At 44.0% G+C, this 15,853-nt stretch carries 15 protein-coding genes; 9 read left to right on the forward strand and 6 right to left on the reverse strand.

What is annotated here, in order from left to right; genetic code table 11:
• Window positions 1-53 precede the first annotated feature (53 nt).
• Both ligA and ftn read left to right on the forward strand, forming a co-directional pair.
• The gene (gene ligA / locus C1A47_RS14575; RefSeq protein ID WP_413772969.1) at window positions 54-2,099 is read left to right on the forward strand and encodes an NAD-dependent DNA ligase LigA; all 2,046 of its coding nucleotides are present in this window, start codon (window positions 54-56) and stop codon (window positions 2,097-2,099) included.
• Between the two features lie 238 nt (window positions 2,100-2,337).
• On the forward strand, window positions 2,338-2,802 hold the full coding sequence (ftn, locus tag C1A47_RS14580) for a heteropolymeric bacterioferritin subunit Ftn (protein ID WP_111895751.1): 465 nt from the start codon (window positions 2,338-2,340) through the stop codon (window positions 2,800-2,802).
• 41 nt (window positions 2,803-2,843) lie between these two features.
• Here the strand turns inward: ftn and C1A47_RS14585 are convergent, their stop codons facing one another.
• From C1A47_RS14585 to C1A47_RS14595, 3 genes are all read right to left on the reverse strand, one after another.
• Complete coding sequence (locus C1A47_RS14585; protein ID WP_227539795.1) at window positions 2,844-3,356, reverse strand: peroxiredoxin; 513 nt, start codon at window positions 3,354-3,356, stop codon at window positions 2,844-2,846.
• 148 nt (window positions 3,357-3,504) lie between these two features.
• The gene (gene nadC, locus C1A47_RS14590; protein ID WP_111895753.1) at window positions 3,505-4,353 is read right to left on the reverse strand and encodes a carboxylating nicotinate-nucleotide diphosphorylase; all 849 of its coding nucleotides are present in this window, start codon (window positions 4,351-4,353) and stop codon (window positions 3,505-3,507) included.
• A 301-nt stretch (window positions 4,354-4,654) separates the two neighbouring features.
• Window positions 4,655-5,605, reverse strand: coding sequence for an NUDIX hydrolase (locus tag C1A47_RS14595; RefSeq protein WP_111895754.1), 951 nt, complete (start codon window positions 5,603-5,605; stop codon window positions 4,655-4,657).
• Window positions 5,606-5,876: 271 nt separating this feature from the next.
• On the opposite strand from C1A47_RS14595, the gene nadA reads away from it, so the two are divergent.
• The 7 genes from nadA (at window position 5,877) to bioD (ending at window position 13,325) form a co-directional block, all read left to right on the forward strand.
• Window positions 5,877-7,031, forward strand: a complete 1,155-nt coding sequence (gene nadA / locus C1A47_RS14600; RefSeq protein ID WP_171294400.1) for a quinolinate synthase NadA — start codon at window positions 5,877-5,879, stop codon at window positions 7,029-7,031.
• Entirely contained in the window at window positions 7,006-8,577 is a 1,572-nt protein-coding gene (nadB, locus tag C1A47_RS14605) for an L-aspartate oxidase (protein WP_111895756.1), read from the forward strand. Before nadA ends, nadB begins: the two co-directional genes overlap by 26 nt.
• Window positions 8,578-8,665: 88 nt before the next feature.
• Entirely contained in the window at window positions 8,666-9,394 is a 729-nt protein-coding gene (locus C1A47_RS14610) for an alpha/beta fold hydrolase (protein ID WP_111895757.1), read from the forward strand.
• An 80-nt stretch (window positions 9,395-9,474) separates the two neighbouring features.
• Window positions 9,475-10,770, forward strand: coding sequence for an adenosylmethionine--8-amino-7-oxononanoate transaminase (gene bioA / locus C1A47_RS14615; protein WP_111895758.1), 1,296 nt, complete (start codon window positions 9,475-9,477; stop codon window positions 10,768-10,770).
• A complete protein-coding gene (locus tag C1A47_RS14620; RefSeq protein WP_111895759.1) occupies window positions 10,757-11,914 on the forward strand; it encodes an 8-amino-7-oxononanoate synthase in 1,158 nt (385 codons plus the stop codon). The genes bioA and C1A47_RS14620 overlap by 14 nt, the downstream gene beginning before the upstream one ends.
• Window positions 11,915-11,922: 8 nt before the next feature.
• Complete coding sequence (gene bioC, locus C1A47_RS14625) at window positions 11,923-12,681, forward strand: malonyl-ACP O-methyltransferase BioC (RefSeq protein ID WP_227539796.1); 759 nt, start codon at window positions 11,923-11,925, stop codon at window positions 12,679-12,681.
• The gene (gene bioD, locus C1A47_RS14630) at window positions 12,678-13,325 is read left to right on the forward strand and encodes a dethiobiotin synthase (protein WP_111895761.1); all 648 of its coding nucleotides are present in this window, start codon (window positions 12,678-12,680) and stop codon (window positions 13,323-13,325) included. Before bioC ends, bioD begins: the two co-directional genes overlap by 4 nt.
• A 117-nt stretch (window positions 13,326-13,442) precedes the next feature.
• On the opposite strand, the gene rluB is transcribed toward bioD, so the two are convergent.
• Genes rluB through C1A47_RS14645 form a run of 3 tightly spaced genes read right to left on the reverse strand, consistent with a single transcriptional unit; the run spans window position 13,443 to window position 15,811 of the window.
• A complete protein-coding gene (gene rluB, locus C1A47_RS14635) occupies window positions 13,443-14,393 on the reverse strand; it encodes a 23S rRNA pseudouridine(2605) synthase RluB (RefSeq protein ID WP_111895762.1) in 951 nt (316 codons plus the stop codon).
• Window positions 14,394-14,435: 42 nt separating this feature from the next.
• Window positions 14,436-15,023 carry an SMC-Scp complex subunit ScpB gene (gene scpB, locus C1A47_RS14640; protein ID WP_111895763.1) on the reverse strand — a complete coding sequence of 196 codons (588 nt, stop codon included), beginning with the start codon at window positions 15,021-15,023 and terminating at the stop codon, window positions 14,436-14,438.
• The gene (locus C1A47_RS14645; protein ID WP_111895764.1) at window positions 15,020-15,811 is read right to left on the reverse strand and encodes a segregation and condensation protein A; all 792 of its coding nucleotides are present in this window, start codon (window positions 15,809-15,811) and stop codon (window positions 15,020-15,022) included. The genes scpB and C1A47_RS14645 overlap by 4 nt, the downstream gene beginning before the upstream one ends.
• Window positions 15,812-15,853: the final 42 nt, after the last annotated feature.

Here is a 15,853-nt window from a genome sequence, read left to right on the forward strand (position 1 = left end):
TGAGTTTAGACTTTAGGGTGGACGATGTCCGCCCTTTTATATGGTGAAATTTTATGGTGGATACAAACGCAATCATTGCGCAGATGCGTCAATTGATTCAAATTTTGGCAAAACATAACCATGCCTATTATGTGATGGATCAACCGACCATTTCTGACAGTGAATATGATCATCTTTTTCATCAGTTAAAAGCATTAGAACAACAACATCCTGAACTGGTTCAGCAAGATACACCAACATCAAAAGTCGGTGGTCAGGCACTGAGCAAATTCGAAAGCGTGACCCATGCCGTCCCGATGCTGTCCTTGGGCAATGTCTTTAATCAAGAAGAATTATTTGCCTTTGCCCGTCGTGTTGAGGAGCGATTACCGAGCCAACAGGTTCAATACGATGTTGAGCTGAAACTAGATGGCCTAGCCATTTCTCTCTGGTATGAACAGGGTGTTTTGGTGCGTGGTGTAACCCGTGGTGATGGTGAAACAGGAGAAGACATTACCCAAAATGTCAAAACCATTCGCAACCTGCCGAAATTTTTATATAGCAACGATATTCAGATTCCTGACTTGCTCGAAGTTCGTGGCGAAGTGTTGATGCCAAAATCAGGCTTTGAGAAACTCAATGCCGATCAGCAAGCACGTGGCGACAAAACCTTTGCCAATCCGCGAAATGCTGCTGCAGGCAGTTTGCGTCAGCTTGACCCCGAAATTGCAGGGTCTCGTCCGCTAGCCTTTTATGCCTATGGGATTGCCCAATGTCAGCCTGATCATGGTTTGCCTTCAATGCATGAAAGCTTGGAATGGTTAACCAAGATTGGTTTTGAAATCGCTGAACGCCAGTTCTTGTGCCAGTCTATTCAGGAAGTGCAAGAGAAATACCAACAGATTCAACAGGAACGCCCTGATTTATCGGTTGAAATTGATGGCATGGTGATTAAAGTCGATAGCCTGAAACAACAACAACAATTGGGCTTTTTGAGTCGTGAACCACGTTGGGCGACCGCGTATAAGTTTCCTGCTGTTGCTGCATTAACCACGGTTGATCACATCGACTGGCAGGTTGGCCGTACAGGGACGCTGACACCTGTTGCGCGCTTAAATCCAGTCTTTGTCGGTGGTGTAACGGTGTCGAATGTGACCTTGCACAATATCGGCGAAATTCATCGTTTGGATGTGCGTGTAGGTGATACTGTAAGTGTGTATCGTACAGGCGATGTGATTCCAAAAGTTGAAAAAGTCTGGCCTGAGTTTCGTCCAAATGATGCTTTAGAAATTCAGCTTCCAAGCCAGTGCCCAGTCTGTGATTCTCCAGTGGTCATGCCCGAAGGTGAAGCCTTGGCGCGCTGTTCAGGTGGTTTGTACTGTGCTGCGCAGCGTATCGAAGCGATTCGCCATTTTGTATCCCGTAAAGCCTTGGATATTGAAGGTTTGGGGGATCGCTGGGTGGAATCCTTATTGCATTTAGAATTGCTGAATGATGTCTCAGATATTTACCAGTTACATCTGCATCGTGAAACCTTGCTTGGCATTGAAAAAATGGGCGAGAAATCGGTACAAAACCTATTTGATGCGATTGATGCTAGCAAGAAAACAACACTAGCACGATTTATTTATGCTTTAGGAATTCGTGGTGTGGGTGAAACCACTGCACGTATGCTTGCCAACACCTTCCAAACCTTTGAAGCGCTGCGCCAAGCCGATATTGAAAGTCTAAAGAAAACCCCAGATGTGGGCGATATTACCGCAGAATGGATCGTGGATTTCTTTCAGGCACAGCACAATATTGAAGTGGTTGAGCGTTTACTGGCAGCAGGGATTGAGTGGGATGCACCAACAGCACCGACCCGTCAGCCACTCAATGGTGAAAGCTGGGTGCTTACGGGAACCTTACAGCAACTGACCCGTGATCAGGCGACACAAATGCTTCAGGCATTGGGTGCGCGTGTTAGTGGAAGTGTGTCGAGCAAGACCAAATGTGTCGTGGCAGGTGAAAAAGCAGGTTCTAAACTCGAAAAAGCAGAAAAGCTGGGTGTGCAAGTCATCAGTGAATCTGACTTTTTAAACCTGATGGCAGAATATGGTCAGCAGGTAATTGCTGAATAATTTTTGAGCCATTGATGCTTGATGAATGTTGAAATTTGTAACCTGAATTTGTCATCGTCTAAGCCCTTAAAGTGATTTAAGGGCTTATTTTTAATTCATAAAATCGATAAAATTAGAGTGTAAATGCGTATGCTTCTCATTTTAATTTTATGAAAATCATATACTTATGGGTTTTATTTTTTGCTTTTTGAAGTTAAACGCCGCATACTAGAGTGTATATTATAAGGAGAATTTCATCATGCGTGGCAATCCAGAAGTCATAGACTATTTAAATATGTTGATCGGTGGCGAACTGGCTGCTCGTGATCAATACCTGATCCATTCACGTATGTACGATGATTGGGGTTTAAATAAAATTTACGAACGCATTGACCATGAAATGCAGGAAGAAGCTTCTCATGCCGATGCCATTATTCGCCGTGTGCTGTTTTTAGGTGGCACACCCAACATGCAGCGCGATGATGTTGATGTCGGTACGGATGTCGTGAGCTGTTTAAAAGCCGATCTTGCACTTGAATATCATGTGCGTGAAAAGCTGGTTCAAGGCATTAAATTGTGTGAAGACAAGGGCGATTACATTAGCCGTGACATGTTGCGGCAGCAGTTGTCTGATACCGAAGAAGATCATACTTATTGGTTAGAAAAACAAATGCGTTTGATCGAACTGATTGGTTTGCAAAACTATATTCAGTCGCAAATCTGATTTGATTCCAAATCTGAAGAAGCAGCCCGAAGGCTGCTTTTTTATTGGCTAAACTTTTGAATATCTTGTAAAACCTGTGCAGCATGAGTTTGAGTATCGACACTGGTATAGTGATAAACAATCGTTCCTTTAGGGTCAATTAAAAAGCTTTCGCGCTTGGCGATTTTGGTGAAACCTAAATTGCGTACAATCCCAAACTGTTTAGCCAGTTTCTGCTGATCATCAGCCAAAATGGGAAAGGGAAGATTGAGCTTTTCTGAAAATTTTTGATGTGATTTTACATCATCGAGGCTGACACCCAAGATGACAGCATTGTTTTTAATAAATTGAGGATAAAGCGCTTTAAATTGATTGGCTTCTTGCGTACAGCCAGGCGAATTGTCTTTCGGATAGAAATACAGGACAACCCATTGACCTTGGTATTGAGAAAGTTGGTGCCACTGACCTTGTTGATCTTGTAGTTTGAATGCTGGCGCTTTTTGTCCAACCCATTGTTTTTGAATTGCGGTGAGTAAATTGTCACTTTCTTTTTTGGCAAAAACGAAAGGACTCATGGTGATTAAGCCTGTAATAGCACAACTGGCCAAGAGTGCACGAAAGATGGTCATAATCTCACTCTAAATGACTTGATATCGTTCATTTTAGAGAATATGAGATAGCTTGCAACGCCTAAATTTTGTTACAAGCTATCCTGAATTTAAGCTAGACGTAATCTAAGCCAATATCCAAATAACGAGCACTGTGAGTCACATAACCAAGCGCCAAGAAATCGACCCCTGTTTCTGCAATGCTGGCTGCTGTTTCAGGGGTAATGCCACCCGAAGCTTCAGTCTGTGCTTTGCCCTGACACATGGCTACAGCTGTACGCAATTGCTCTAGACTCATGTTGTCTAAAAGTACCAAAGACACCCCTTCTTTGAGAACTTCTTCAAGTTGCTCAAGGGTATCGACTTCAACTTCAACGGTAATTAAATGCCCTGCATAAGCTTTGGCACGTTGAATGGTTTGAATAATGTCACCACCTGCCAAAGCAATATGATTGTCTTTAATCAGAATGGCATCATCAAGGCCCATACGGTGATTGCGACCACCACCTACACGCACAGCATATTTTTGTACATCGCGTAAACCGGGAATGGTTTTACGTGTACAGGTAATTTTTGCTGACGTATGGGAAATACTGCTTTGCAATTCGTGAGTTGTGGTGGCAATTCCGCTTAAATGAGTTAAGAAATTTAAAGCGGTACGTTCAGCACTTAAAATGGCTTGTGCATTACCTTTAATGCTTGCAATGATGCTGCCTTTTTCCAAGACATCACCATCTTGCAACTGTGCTTTAAACTCAATTGCTGGGTCCATAAGTGCAAAGGCAAGGCGAGCCAGTTGAACACCACACACAATGCCTGCTTCACGTGCAATTATATGTAATTCAGTGGTTTGCTGTGAATCAATGGTGGCTTCGGAGGTAATATCTCCGCGTCGTCCCAAGTCTTCCCTTAATGCGGATTGAACCAGTGGTTGAAGTAACACATCTGGCAATGCATAACGCATGACGAATCTCTCCAATATATGCTCAAACGGAGTATATATTGTTCACTATCCAACACGCAAATATTAATTTTTAGTACAAATACTTGTCATAAATTTTGACTATAGTACTGATTTTGAGCAGAAGTAAAAAGATTTGATTGAGGGTAGAGCGTTTTAATAATTGATAAAAATATAAATTTCAAATATTTATCATTAATTTGGTGTGATTTTTAGTGCAAGCTTATCTGGATTTATATCTATTTTGAGTTAAATAGTAAATTTCTCAATATTTACTATTTAACTTTTAATCAAAAACAGCAAATTAGTTGTTCATAATCGGGAGCTTGTAACCTGAAAGTAAACTTTCCTGATGCACATTTTTTTTGAAGCGATAAAGCTGTGCAGGGCGACCCCGTTCCGGAATCGCTTCTTTACCTGTCGGTTCAACCAGATTTTGGTTGTGAATCAGGCGGCGAAAATTCTGTTTGTGTAGCTCTACACCACTGAGTGCCTGAATACTTTGTTGTAATTGGTACAAGGTGAATTCAGGTGGCATCAATTCGAAAATCACAGGTCGATATTGTAGTTTGGAGCGCAAACGAGACATGGCTGTTGCTAGAACACGACGATGATGATTGTGCATGGCTTTACCTGTAACTGATTCAGGTAGGCGACCATCGTAATATGGAGATTCAGCGATTAAGCCAGATTCATACATCAGTTCATAACGAAGAAGCGTGTTTTCTTCGAGCCATTCGTAACTGGAGAGTCCCCAACATAAATTCATGCGTTGCTGACGTGCTTGGCGCAAGTAGACTGAGGCTGCGGAGTCTACCCAGTCTTGAATTTTAGGCAAAATTTTCTGACAGACTTCCTCGGCATCTTTGCTGCGACGATCTTCCCACGGAAAATATTCATACCAATCGTGCCATTTAGCGGCCAATTTCAGCTTTTGCTCATCGGCTTCTTTCACTAAACCGAGGTAACTAATGTAGACCACAGGGTGTCTTGAATCTTGTGAGCGTTTGATGTCAACGAAAGTGTAAAGTTGTTCCATGTAGCCAAGCGGCTGCTCGGTTTGTTGTTGCACCCAAGTTCGTGCTCCCGCTTGGAGTGAATGGTGAATTGGGGTGAGCGGCCCAAAAGGTAAAAGTGTGCCATCTTGAATCGTGAGTACCCGTGCGGAAAAGTTGGTCACCGCAATTAAAACCGCGACCAGTTCGGTTGCGGTTTCTTGAGAAGGGGAAGGCTCTAAATGGACATGTGACTGCATCTTTGGTCTTATGTTTGTTGCTATCGGGTTCATTGTATGAGAAATATTGGGTGAAACAAAACCTTTACGTACATTCTCTACACGCTTTTGTTATATAAAAAATAAATACATAAACAACAGTCATTTAACATTATTTATGCTCTTTTTGAGCAAAAAGGATTTGAATTTATATACTCACTGTGAGCATAATTGCTCGGACAATCATCGTTGGAACGCCGTTATGAAGGAACATTTGGCTAGCTATCCTTATGAAAAGCCAAGCTTAGATTATATGCAGGCACATATTGAGTCAGCCGTTGATGCTCAGCAAAGCAATGCCTGTACGCTACATGAAGCGTGGGCAAAGGTGCCAGCACCATTAAATGCGACAGAAATTCAGCAATACCAAGAAGAAATCCGTGAACTGTTGAAACAGCATAATGCGGTGATGGTGGCGCATTACTATGTTGAGCCCGAATTACAAGACCTTGCACTTGCAACAGGTGGCATGGTGGGCGACTCACTCGAAATGGCGAAATTCTGTAAAAACCATCCTGCTGATACTTTACTGGTGGTGGGTGTGCGTTTTATGGGAGAAACTGCCAAGATTCTTAGTCCGCAAAAAACTGTATTGATGCCAGATTTGGAAGCGACCTGTTCTCTCGATTTGGGCTGTCCAGCCGATGAATTTAAACAATTTTGTGATGAACACCCTGACCGCACCGTGGTGGTCTATGCCAACACCAGTGCTGAAGTGAAAGCACATGCAGACTGGGTGGTCACCTCTTCAATTGCGATTGAAATTGTTGAGCATTTACATAGCCAAGGCAAAAAAATCATCTGGGGACCTGACCGCCATCTTGGGCAATATATCCAAGATAAAACAGGTGCAGACATGTTGCTTTGGCAAGGTTCATGTATCGTACATAACGAGTTCAAAGGTATTGAACTGACCCATTTAAAACAGCAGCATCCTGAAGCGATTGTTCTGGTACATCCTGAATCACCTGCTGAAGTGGTGGCACTTGCCGATGTTGTTGGCTCGACCAGTAAACTACTCAATGCTGCGGTACAGCGCCCAGAACATGAGTTTATTGTGGCGACTGATCAAGGCATTTTGCATGAAATGCAAAAACAAGCACCGCACAAGAAATTCTTTGCTGCACCGACTGCGGGTAATGGCGCAACCTGTAAATCCTGTGCATTTTGCCCTTGGATGGCCATGAATGGTTTGGCAGCCTGCGCAAAAGTCCTGCGCGATCACAGTCAGGAAGTTCAACTCGATGCTGCGCTGATTGAAGAAGCGCGTGCACCAATTCAACGGATGTTAGATTTTTCAGAAGCGTATAAAAACTATCATCAACAGCATCAACAATTGGGTGCGGGTCTGGCTCAATTTCAACAATGGCTGGCAACACAACATGAAGCAAAATATTCAACATTATGATGTTTTAATTGTGGGCGCAGGCTTGGCAGGGCTTACCGTAGCACTGTCTTTGCCTGAACAGTTTAAAATTGCCCTGTTGGCGAAGCAGGATTTAGACACCTGTTCCAGCAATATGGCACAAGGTGGCATTGCCGCGGTACTTGACCCGCAAGATACTGTCGATGAGCATGTTCAAGATACGCTAGTCGCAGGTGCGGGACTGTGTCATGTGGAAAATACCACGCACATTCTATCGCATGCGGCGGAAGCGATTGACTGGCTCTGTCAGTTTGGCGTGCCATTTACCTACCATGATCAAAGTTTGCATTTGACCCGTGAAGGTGGACATGGACAGCGTCGTATTGTGCATGCGGCTGATCACACAGGTTGGTCGGTTACCCAGACTTTACAGCAACAACTGGCGCAAAAAAATAATGTCACCTGTTTAACTGAGCATCGCTTGCAACAACTCTATGTTGAAGATCAGCGCTGTTATGGGGCTGAACTTAAAGATGCAGCGCAACAGTTGGTACAAGTCTTTGCTAAATATGTGATTTTAGCGACAGGTGGTACGGGTCAACTGTTTGAACTCACCACCAACCCTGAAACCTCTACAGGTGATGGTGTGGCATTGGCATGGCAGGCAGGTTGTCGCGTTGCCAATCTGGAGTTTGTCCAGTTCCATCCAACAGCATTGGCGCTGAAAGGTAGTAAAACATTCCTGATTTCTGAAGCCTTGCGCGGTGAAGGTGGTATCTTGCGTAATCAACAGGGCGAGCGTTTTATGCCTGCCTATGATGAACGCTTAGAACTTGCGCCACGCGATATTGTGGCACGTGCGATTGCCGATCAAATTCAGAAACAGCAACAACAACCTGTTTTGCTGGATATGACCCATCTGGAAAAAGCCTTTATTACCGAGCATTTCCCTTCGATTTATCAGCATTGTCTTGAACAAGGTTTAGATATCAGTCAACAACCGATTCCTGTTGCACCTGCCGCACATTATGCCTGTGGTGGTGTGTTAACCGATGCGATTGGGCACACCGATCTTGAAAATCTGTTTGCGATTGGCGAAGTGTCCTGTACAGGTTTACATGGGGCCAACCGTTTAGCCAGTAATTCATTGCTTGAATGTATTGTGATGGGACGTGATGTTGCACAAGCGATTGTTCAGCAAGATGAATGGCAAGTTCCAAAATCTGAAGCGGAACTGGTACAGCCAAATTTCACTGCGGTTGCCACCCAGTTTGAACTAGAAGATGATTTTGATGTTGCGCGATTACAGCAGAAAATGACGCAGTATTTTGGCATTCAGCGTGACTTTGCAGGCATGCAGTATTTGTATGCACAGCTCAATCACTGGTGGTTGATGACTGAGCAGCAATATCCAATGCTTTTAACTGCAATGCTCATGGTGCATAGTGCGCTGCAACGTCAGGAAAGTCGCGGAACGCATTTCAATCGTGACTGTCCGCAAACCTTGCCAGAGGCAGAAATGAGCGTGATTGCTGCGCCTGTACAGCAAGCCGTGCCACAGCCAGAGGCAGCCTCTTTAGTGTGCTAGCTACATTAAAAATGGTAGATCTTGCACATCGATCATAAATGCTTTGTCTTATACTGCTAGGCACTGAGTTGTAGTTGAGAACAAGGCAATGCCAAAGAAAATCTTGCTGATTACGGGATGGGGTGTGGGAACTGCGCCCCTGATGCCATTACAACAGGCATTACAGCAAGTTGGGCATCAGGTTGAACTGGTGGATATTTTCGACTGGTTTGATACCATTCAAAAACAGCAGATGCTTTCCCGTGTTGCCGAAGTCGATGTGGTTATCGGCTGGTCACTCGGTGGGCAATTGGCGTTGTTGCTGGCTGATGCCTATCAACAGCTTACAGGACAGCACAAAACACTGATTAACTTAGCGAGTAATCCCTGTTTTGTGACACAAGAAAACTGGTCTTGTGCCATGCCTGAAACTGAATTTACTCAGTTTTTCCAAGCCTTTCAGCAACATCCTCAAGCGACACTCAAACGTTTTTATCTGAATATTTGCCGTGGTGATGCACAGGCGAAACAGCATTGGCTGAACTTACAAAATGGCGCAAATCCGCCTGATCATGCGCTTTTAATGCAAGGCTTGATCATGTTGCGTGATTTAAACTTGGCAGACAAATGGTTGGAATTTGCCAATTCAGCTTATTTCATCTTTGCGGAACAAGATGCAGTCATTCCTTGCCAGATTTTGCAAAAAGCCCCTGATATTGCGGTTGAAGCTGCCCATATTGTGATGCTGGAAAATCTGAGTCATGCCTTTCCTGTGACTCATCCTGAACTGACTGCTGAGCAAATTGGTCAATTGGTGACTGAAGCGTCGTTTGTCTGAATTTGACTGATCTGGCAATCGCATCCATGTCAAAAACGGATTAAGATTGGCGACATTGAGGTTAAAAAGGCGGTATTTGGATGACGGATTTATTTGATGCAGAACATATATGGCATCCATATACATCAATGATTAATCCATTACCCACATTTAAGGTGAAGCAGGCATTCGCCTCGACCATTGAGCTTGAAGATGGTCGCCAACTCATCGATGGGATGTCGTCTTGGTGGTGTGCGATTCATGGCTATAATCATCCTGTCCTGAATCAGGCAGTGACCGATCAGTTGCAACGCATGTCACATATCATGTTTGGTGGATTTACCCATGATCCTGCGATTGAACTGGGTAAGGCACTGCTTGAAATTGTGCCACCATCACTCGATAAAATTTTCTATGCAGACTCAGGTTCGGTGTCGGTTGAAGTTGCATTGAAAATGGCCGTGCAATACTGGACAGCACAAGGGCAGCAGCAAAAGACCAATTTTATTACCACGCGTTCGGGTTATCACGGCGATACATGGAATGCCATGTCGGTATGTGACCCTGTGACAGGTATGCATCAGATTTTCGGCTCATGTTTGCCGATTCGTTATTTTGTCCCTGCACCGCAAAGCCGTTTTGATGGTGAATGGGATTCACAAGATATTGCTGAACTGGCAAAAACTCTAGAACAACAGCATCAAAATATTGCTGCATTGATTATTGAACCGATTGTACAAGGTGCGGGCGGGATGCGTTTTTATCATCCTGAATATTTGCGCCAAGCCAAATTGCTCTGTGAAAAATACAATATTTTGCTGATTTTTGATGAAATCGCAACAGGTTTTGGGCGTACAGGCAAGCTCTTTGCATGGGAACATGCGGGGGTTGAACCTGACATTATGTGTATTGGTAAAGGTTTGACGGGTGGTTATATGACACTGGCAGCGACTTTAACCACGCGACATGTAGCAGAAACCATTTCCAAAGGTGAAGCAGGCGTGTTTATGCATGGCCCAACCTTTATGGCAAATCCACTGGCCTGTGCGGTGGCGGTTGCGAGTACCAAGTTGTTGTTGTCGCAAGACTGGCAAGCCAATATTCAGCGTATTGAACAGCATTTAAAACAAGGCTTGGCACCACTTGCGGAGTTGGAGCATGTGGCCGATGTCCGTGTACTCGGTGCAATTGGTGTGGTGGAACTGAACGAATCCGTCAATATGGCGAGCTTGCAACAGCAATTTGTTGCACGTGGGATTTGGGTGCGTCCATTTGGCAAGTTGGTCTATGTCATGCCGCCGTATGTGATTCGCCCCGAAGAATTAGAAATTTTATTACGTGAACTCAAAGCGGTGGTCGCAGCAATAACCTCAGGAGAAGCGCATGTCACTGCTTGAACACTATGCAGCACAGCTTGATCAATTAAAACAACAAGGCAACTATCGCCAGTTTACTGAAAACCGCCAGCACGGGCAGTACATCGAAATTGCAGGGCAGCAGATGCTGAACCTGTCCTCCAATGACTATTTGGGACTTGCTGCTGAGATCAGTTTGCGTGAGCAGTTTTTTGCCCAGTATCCAGTGGCAGAGTGCTACTTGAGTAGTTCATCTTCGCGTTTGCTGACAGGAAATTTCCCTGAATATGCCGACTTGGAGCAAAGTCTTTCGCAAGCATTTGCTGGGCGTGCGGCGTTACTGTTCAATAGTGGCTATCACATGAATGTCGGGATTTTACCTGCGGTTGCAGACAGTAAAACCCTGATTTTGGCAGATAAATTAGTTCATGCCAGTATGATTGATGGTATTCGTTTGAGTGCTGCCAAATATGTGCGTTATCGCCATAATGATTTGCAACATTTACACAGCTTGCTTGAAAAATACCACGATGATACCGAGATTGATCGGATTATTGTGGTGACTGAAAGTATTTTCAGTATGGATGGTGATGAAACTGATCTCACCGCACTGGTGGCGATTAAACGCCAGTTTGCCAAAGTCATGTTGTATGTCGATGAAGCACATGCGATTGGTGTGCGTGGTGAACGTGGCTTGGGCTGTGCCGAGCAGCATCAATGTATTGAAGAAATTGATTTCTTGGTCGGTACATTTGGCAAAGCGATTGCTTCAGTCGGCGGTTATTTGCTGTGTGATCCAATCATTAAAGCCTATCTGATTAATAGCATGCGTCCATTGATTTTTAGTACAGCTTTGCCACCTGTAAATATTGCTTGGACAAAATTTGTTTTTGAACATATGCAAGGTTTAACGGCTGAGCGTCAGCATTTGGCACAAACCAGTCATTATTTACAGCAACAAGTCTTGGCGCGTGGTTATGACAGCCCATCGACCACGCATATTGTGCCGATTGTGATTGGTGCAAGTGACCAAGCTGTGGCAAAAGCCATGCAGTTACAGCAACATGGTTTTTATGTGATGCCTGTGCGCCCGCCAACAGTTCCAAAAAATGCTGCACGGTTACGGGTGTCGCTGACGGCGCAAACCCAGCAGGACGCGCTTGAAGCCTTGGTACAATGGTTGTGAATCAAATGATGTCGCTCGATAAAAGCGTGATCCAGCAGCGTTTTGCAAAAGCACGCGAAACCTATACGGTGCAAGCAGTGGCGCAGCAGCAGATTTGCGAGCATCTTGCTCAGCTGATGCGGCAATTTTGTCCTGAACAATTGTCCCGTATTTTTGAAATTGGCTGTGGCTCAGGTACATTGACGCGTCAGTTGCAACAGCAGTTCGCTGTGCAGCGCTATGTGGTGAATGACTTGTATGCCGAAGTGATGGAGTTTTTTCCTGAACAGCAGGTTGAGTTCTGTATCGGTGATGCTGAAAAGATTGCATTTCCAAATCAACTTTCGGCAGTGGTCTCAAGCTCGGCATTGCAGTGGATGCAGGATTTATCGGCGGTTTTTGCCAAAATTCATGCAACGCTCAATGCCCAAGGTTGGTTGTGTTTTTCAACTTTTGGTTCACAGAATTTATGCCAAATCAAAGAATTGATCGGGCAGGGCTTAGATTATCTATCCTTAGATCAGTTGCAGAGCTTGCTAGAACAGCAAGGTTTTGAAGTGGTACATGCTGAACAGGAACTGATTGAACTTGAGTTTGCTCAACCACGTGATGTACTGAAACATTTGAAAGCTACAGGCGTGACGGCAACCAATCGTGACTTTTCATGGACTAAGCAGCGTTTGCAACAGTTTTATGCTGACTATGCATCACTTAAATTAGCGCAGTCCAAGCAGCAGTATCCGCTGACTTATCATCCTATTTATATCATTGCTCGGAGGTTGACATGAGTGCCCAAGTTTATTTTATCAGTGGTATTGATACAGGGATTGGGAAGACCTTCGCCACGGGCTTTTTGGCGAAAACCTTGGCAGAGCAACAGCAAAAAGTCATTACCCAAAAACTGATTCAAACGGGTAATGTCGATGTCTCCGAAGATCTGGAAAAGCATCGTGAAATCATGGCAACAGGCTGGCTACCAGAAGATCATGAAAAGCTGACTATGCCAGAAATTTTTACTTATCCTGCATCGCCACATTTAGCGAGTGAACTGGATGGACGTGAGATTGATTTTGCCAAAATCAATGCAGCAACCGAAACTTTAGCACAGCGCTATGATGTGGTTTTACTCGAAGGAGCGGGTGGTTTAATGGTGCCTTTGACACGTCGTTTGCTCACCATCGATTTTGTGAAGCAGCAGGGTTATCCTGTTGTTTTGGTCTCTTCTGGTCGGTTGGGCAGTATTAATCATACTTTGTTGAGCCTTGAAGCATTAAAAGCACGTCAGATTCCATTATATGCCTTGGCTTATAACCTGAATGATGATTCACAAGATGAAGTGATTGCTCAAGATACGCAGCAATTACTCAAAGCGTATTTGGCAGAACATTTCCCAGAAGCCTTATGGATTGATGTTCCTGTTCTGGTCGCTTGATTGTAAAAATCAAATATAAAAAAAGATGAGCATTGTTACTCATCTTTTTTTATGGCTAGCATTTCGATCAAGTCATGATCTTTATGGCTCCAAGTGAGGCATAAAGATCACAGTTTATTAAAATTTCTTGAAATTTCTGCCTTGAGCAGCAGGTCGGCGTTGTTGTTGGCCATTCCCATTGCTAGAGCCTGAAGTATTTTGTTGTTGCTGTGGGTTGTCGGTGTCACGACGTTGTTGACGTAGGAAACCACCACGACGTGCTGACATTGGTTTTTCGGTCATACGTTCCGCACGGCGTTTTGCCATACCAAATAAGCCAGTACCTTGACGTGGTTTGAGTTCAACCAGTTTCACCAAGTTGTCGATATCTTGTTTATCAAGCTCTGTCCAACGACCTGTACGTAATTCACGAGGTAAGGTAATTGAACCATAGCGAGTACGTAACAGACGGCTCACTTTTAAACCTTGCGATTCAAACAGACGACGTACTTCTCGGTTACGTCCTTCTTTCACTACAACTTGATACCAGCGGTTAATCCCTTCACCACCCAAGTCTGAGAAAGATTCAAATTTTGCAGGGCCATCATCCAGTGTGACACCTTTCAGCAAGGTGTTGCGCATTTGAGGCGTTACTTCACCCATCACACGTACGGCATATTCACGTTCAATTTCATTTGAAGGGTGCATCAAACGGTTGGCAAGTTCACCATCGTTTGTGAATAGCAATAAGCCTGTACTGTTAATATCCAGACGACCGACCATAACCCAGCGGTCATTGGCAATTTGCGGTAAATTGTCAAATACAGTCGGGCGTTTTTCTGGATCGTTACGTGAACAGATTTCACCTTCAGGTTTGTAGTAAACCAAGACGCGGCGACGGATTTCATCTTCCACTTGAAACTGAACTTTACGTCCATCAATACGGAGCTCATCTGTCGGTTCAATACGCTCACCGACTTGGGCAATTTTACCATTCACACTTACACGACCAGCGGCAATGACTTCTTCCATATAACGGCGAGAACCCAAACCAATACGCGCTAAAACTTTCTGTAGTTTTTCACTCATGACAGCATAACCTTAGAATTAATCAATCAACAGTCCACCTATTCACGACTTTGCTGCTTGGGCATCAAGTGTCATGAAAGCTTCCTTGGCATCCTGCAGGGGAGGCAACTGGCTTAGCGAAGCTAAACCAAAAGCGTTCAAAAATTGGGGCGTTGTAATCAACAGCGCCGGTCGTCCAGGGAGTTCACGAAAACCAGATTCTTTAATCCAGTTAAAGTCAAATAATGTGCGCAAAATCTGACTGTTATTGGTCACTCCGCGAATTTGTTCAATATCTGCACGAGTCACAGGCTGGTGGTAGGCCACCACCGCGAGTGTTTCGAGTAAAGATGGTGATAGTCGTGTCGGTCGTTCAGGCCAAGTTTGAGTAATCACCTGTCTATATTTGGCACGGACTTGGAAACGAAAGCCTTGTGCAGTTTCAATCAGTTCAATCGATCGACCATGTTGTAATACAGCAAGTTGCTGTAAAAATAGTCGTAATTGTTGTTTGCTATATTGATCTTGAAACGCTTCTTTTAACCGAGCGATTGAAACAGGTGCATCGCTGGCAAAAATAATCGCTTCGAGTTGCATTAAAACTTCATGATGCAGGTCATCAATCGACATGCTCATATTTTCAATGGTCATGCAGCTTCCCCTTGAATCGTAAGCGGGGCTTCAATACCTGTAGTAACAATCTGGATTTTTTGTTGGCGTGTTAGCTCTAAAATCGCCATAAAGGTCACCACCATGCCCATTTTACCTTGGCTTGGTTTCAGCAGTGCTGAAAAATCAAGGATTTCACCTGACTGAATTAACTGTTCAATATAAGCAATCCGTTCTTCAAGCAAAACAGGCTCTTGCTGAACCTGATGAATCACCGGTTCTGGGCGATTGAATACACAAAACAAAGCATCTTTAAGTAAATCAGCGCTATAGCCTTCATAAACAGCTGTGCTCTGACCTAAATTGACATTGATATTAAAGGTATCACGCTCAAGAATAGAAAATTGACCAAGCTGCTCGGCTGCTTTTTTAATCCGTAAATAGGTTTCTAAACGGTCAATGAGTTGCTGTTTCGGATCTTTTTCGAGTTCGATATGTTTTGGTTTTGGTAATAACAGGCGAGATTTTAGATCTGCTAATAACGCTGCCATCACCATGTAATCTGCGGTTAACTCGATATTGAGTGACTTCATGGCATCCATATATTGCAAGTATTGGCTAGCAATCGGAGCGATATCAAGTTGTAGAAGGTCAAAGCCGTTTTTTTGAATCAGGTAAATTAAAAAGTCGAGTGGTCCCTCGAAGTGATCGAGTAAAATTTCAAAGGCAGCAGGAGGAATATATAAATCTTCAGGAATGGTATCCTGCCATTCATCCAATACACGGATGTTTGGAGCAGAGTCCATCGTGGTATGAAGCACTTGATTCATTACAATATTAGGCCACGCGAATTTTCAAAAGCATGAGAGTCT

The sequence above is a fragment of the Acinetobacter sp. MB5 genome (assembly GCF_003261585.1).
In the GTDB taxonomy this organism is placed as follows: Bacteria; Pseudomonadota; Gammaproteobacteria; order Pseudomonadales; family Moraxellaceae; genus Acinetobacter.

Coding starts and splice junctions, on each gene's coding strand:
- ligA (WP_413772969.1), top strand. CDS start 54: ATGGTGGATACAAACGCAATCATTGCGCAGATGCGTCAATTGATTCAA.
- ftn (WP_111895751.1), top strand. CDS start 2,338: ATGCGTGGCAATCCAGAAGTCATAGACTATTTAAATATGTTGATCGGT.
- C1A47_RS14585 (WP_227539795.1), bottom strand. CDS start 3,356: ATGAGTCCTTTCGTTTTTGCCAAAAAAGAAAGTGACAATTTACTCACC.
- nadC (WP_111895753.1), bottom strand. CDS start 4,353: ATGCGTTATGCATTGCCAGATGTGTTACTTCAACCACTGGTTCAATCC.
- C1A47_RS14595 (WP_111895754.1), bottom strand. CDS start 5,605: ATGCAGTCACATGTCCATTTAGAGCCTTCCCCTTCTCAAGAAACCGCA.
- nadA (WP_171294400.1), top strand. CDS start 5,877: ATGCAGGCACATATTGAGTCAGCCGTTGATGCTCAGCAAAGCAATGCC.
- nadB (WP_111895756.1), top strand. CDS start 7,006: ATGAAGCAAAATATTCAACATTATGATGTTTTAATTGTGGGCGCAGGC.
- C1A47_RS14610 (WP_111895757.1), top strand. CDS start 8,666: ATGCCAAAGAAAATCTTGCTGATTACGGGATGGGGTGTGGGAACTGCG.
- bioA (WP_111895758.1), top strand. CDS start 9,475: ATGACGGATTTATTTGATGCAGAACATATATGGCATCCATATACATCA.
- C1A47_RS14620 (WP_111895759.1), top strand. CDS start 10,757: ATGTCACTGCTTGAACACTATGCAGCACAGCTTGATCAATTAAAACAA.
- bioC (WP_227539796.1), top strand. CDS start 11,923: ATGTCGCTCGATAAAAGCGTGATCCAGCAGCGTTTTGCAAAAGCACGC.
- bioD (WP_111895761.1), top strand. CDS start 12,678: ATGAGTGCCCAAGTTTATTTTATCAGTGGTATTGATACAGGGATTGGG.
- rluB (WP_111895762.1), bottom strand. CDS start 14,393: ATGAGTGAAAAACTACAGAAAGTTTTAGCGCGTATTGGTTTGGGTTCT.
- scpB (WP_111895763.1), bottom strand. CDS start 15,023: ATGACCATTGAAAATATGAGCATGTCGATTGATGACCTGCATCATGAA.
- C1A47_RS14645 (WP_111895764.1), bottom strand. CDS start 15,811: ATGAATCAAGTGCTTCATACCACGATGGACTCTGCTCCAAACATCCGT.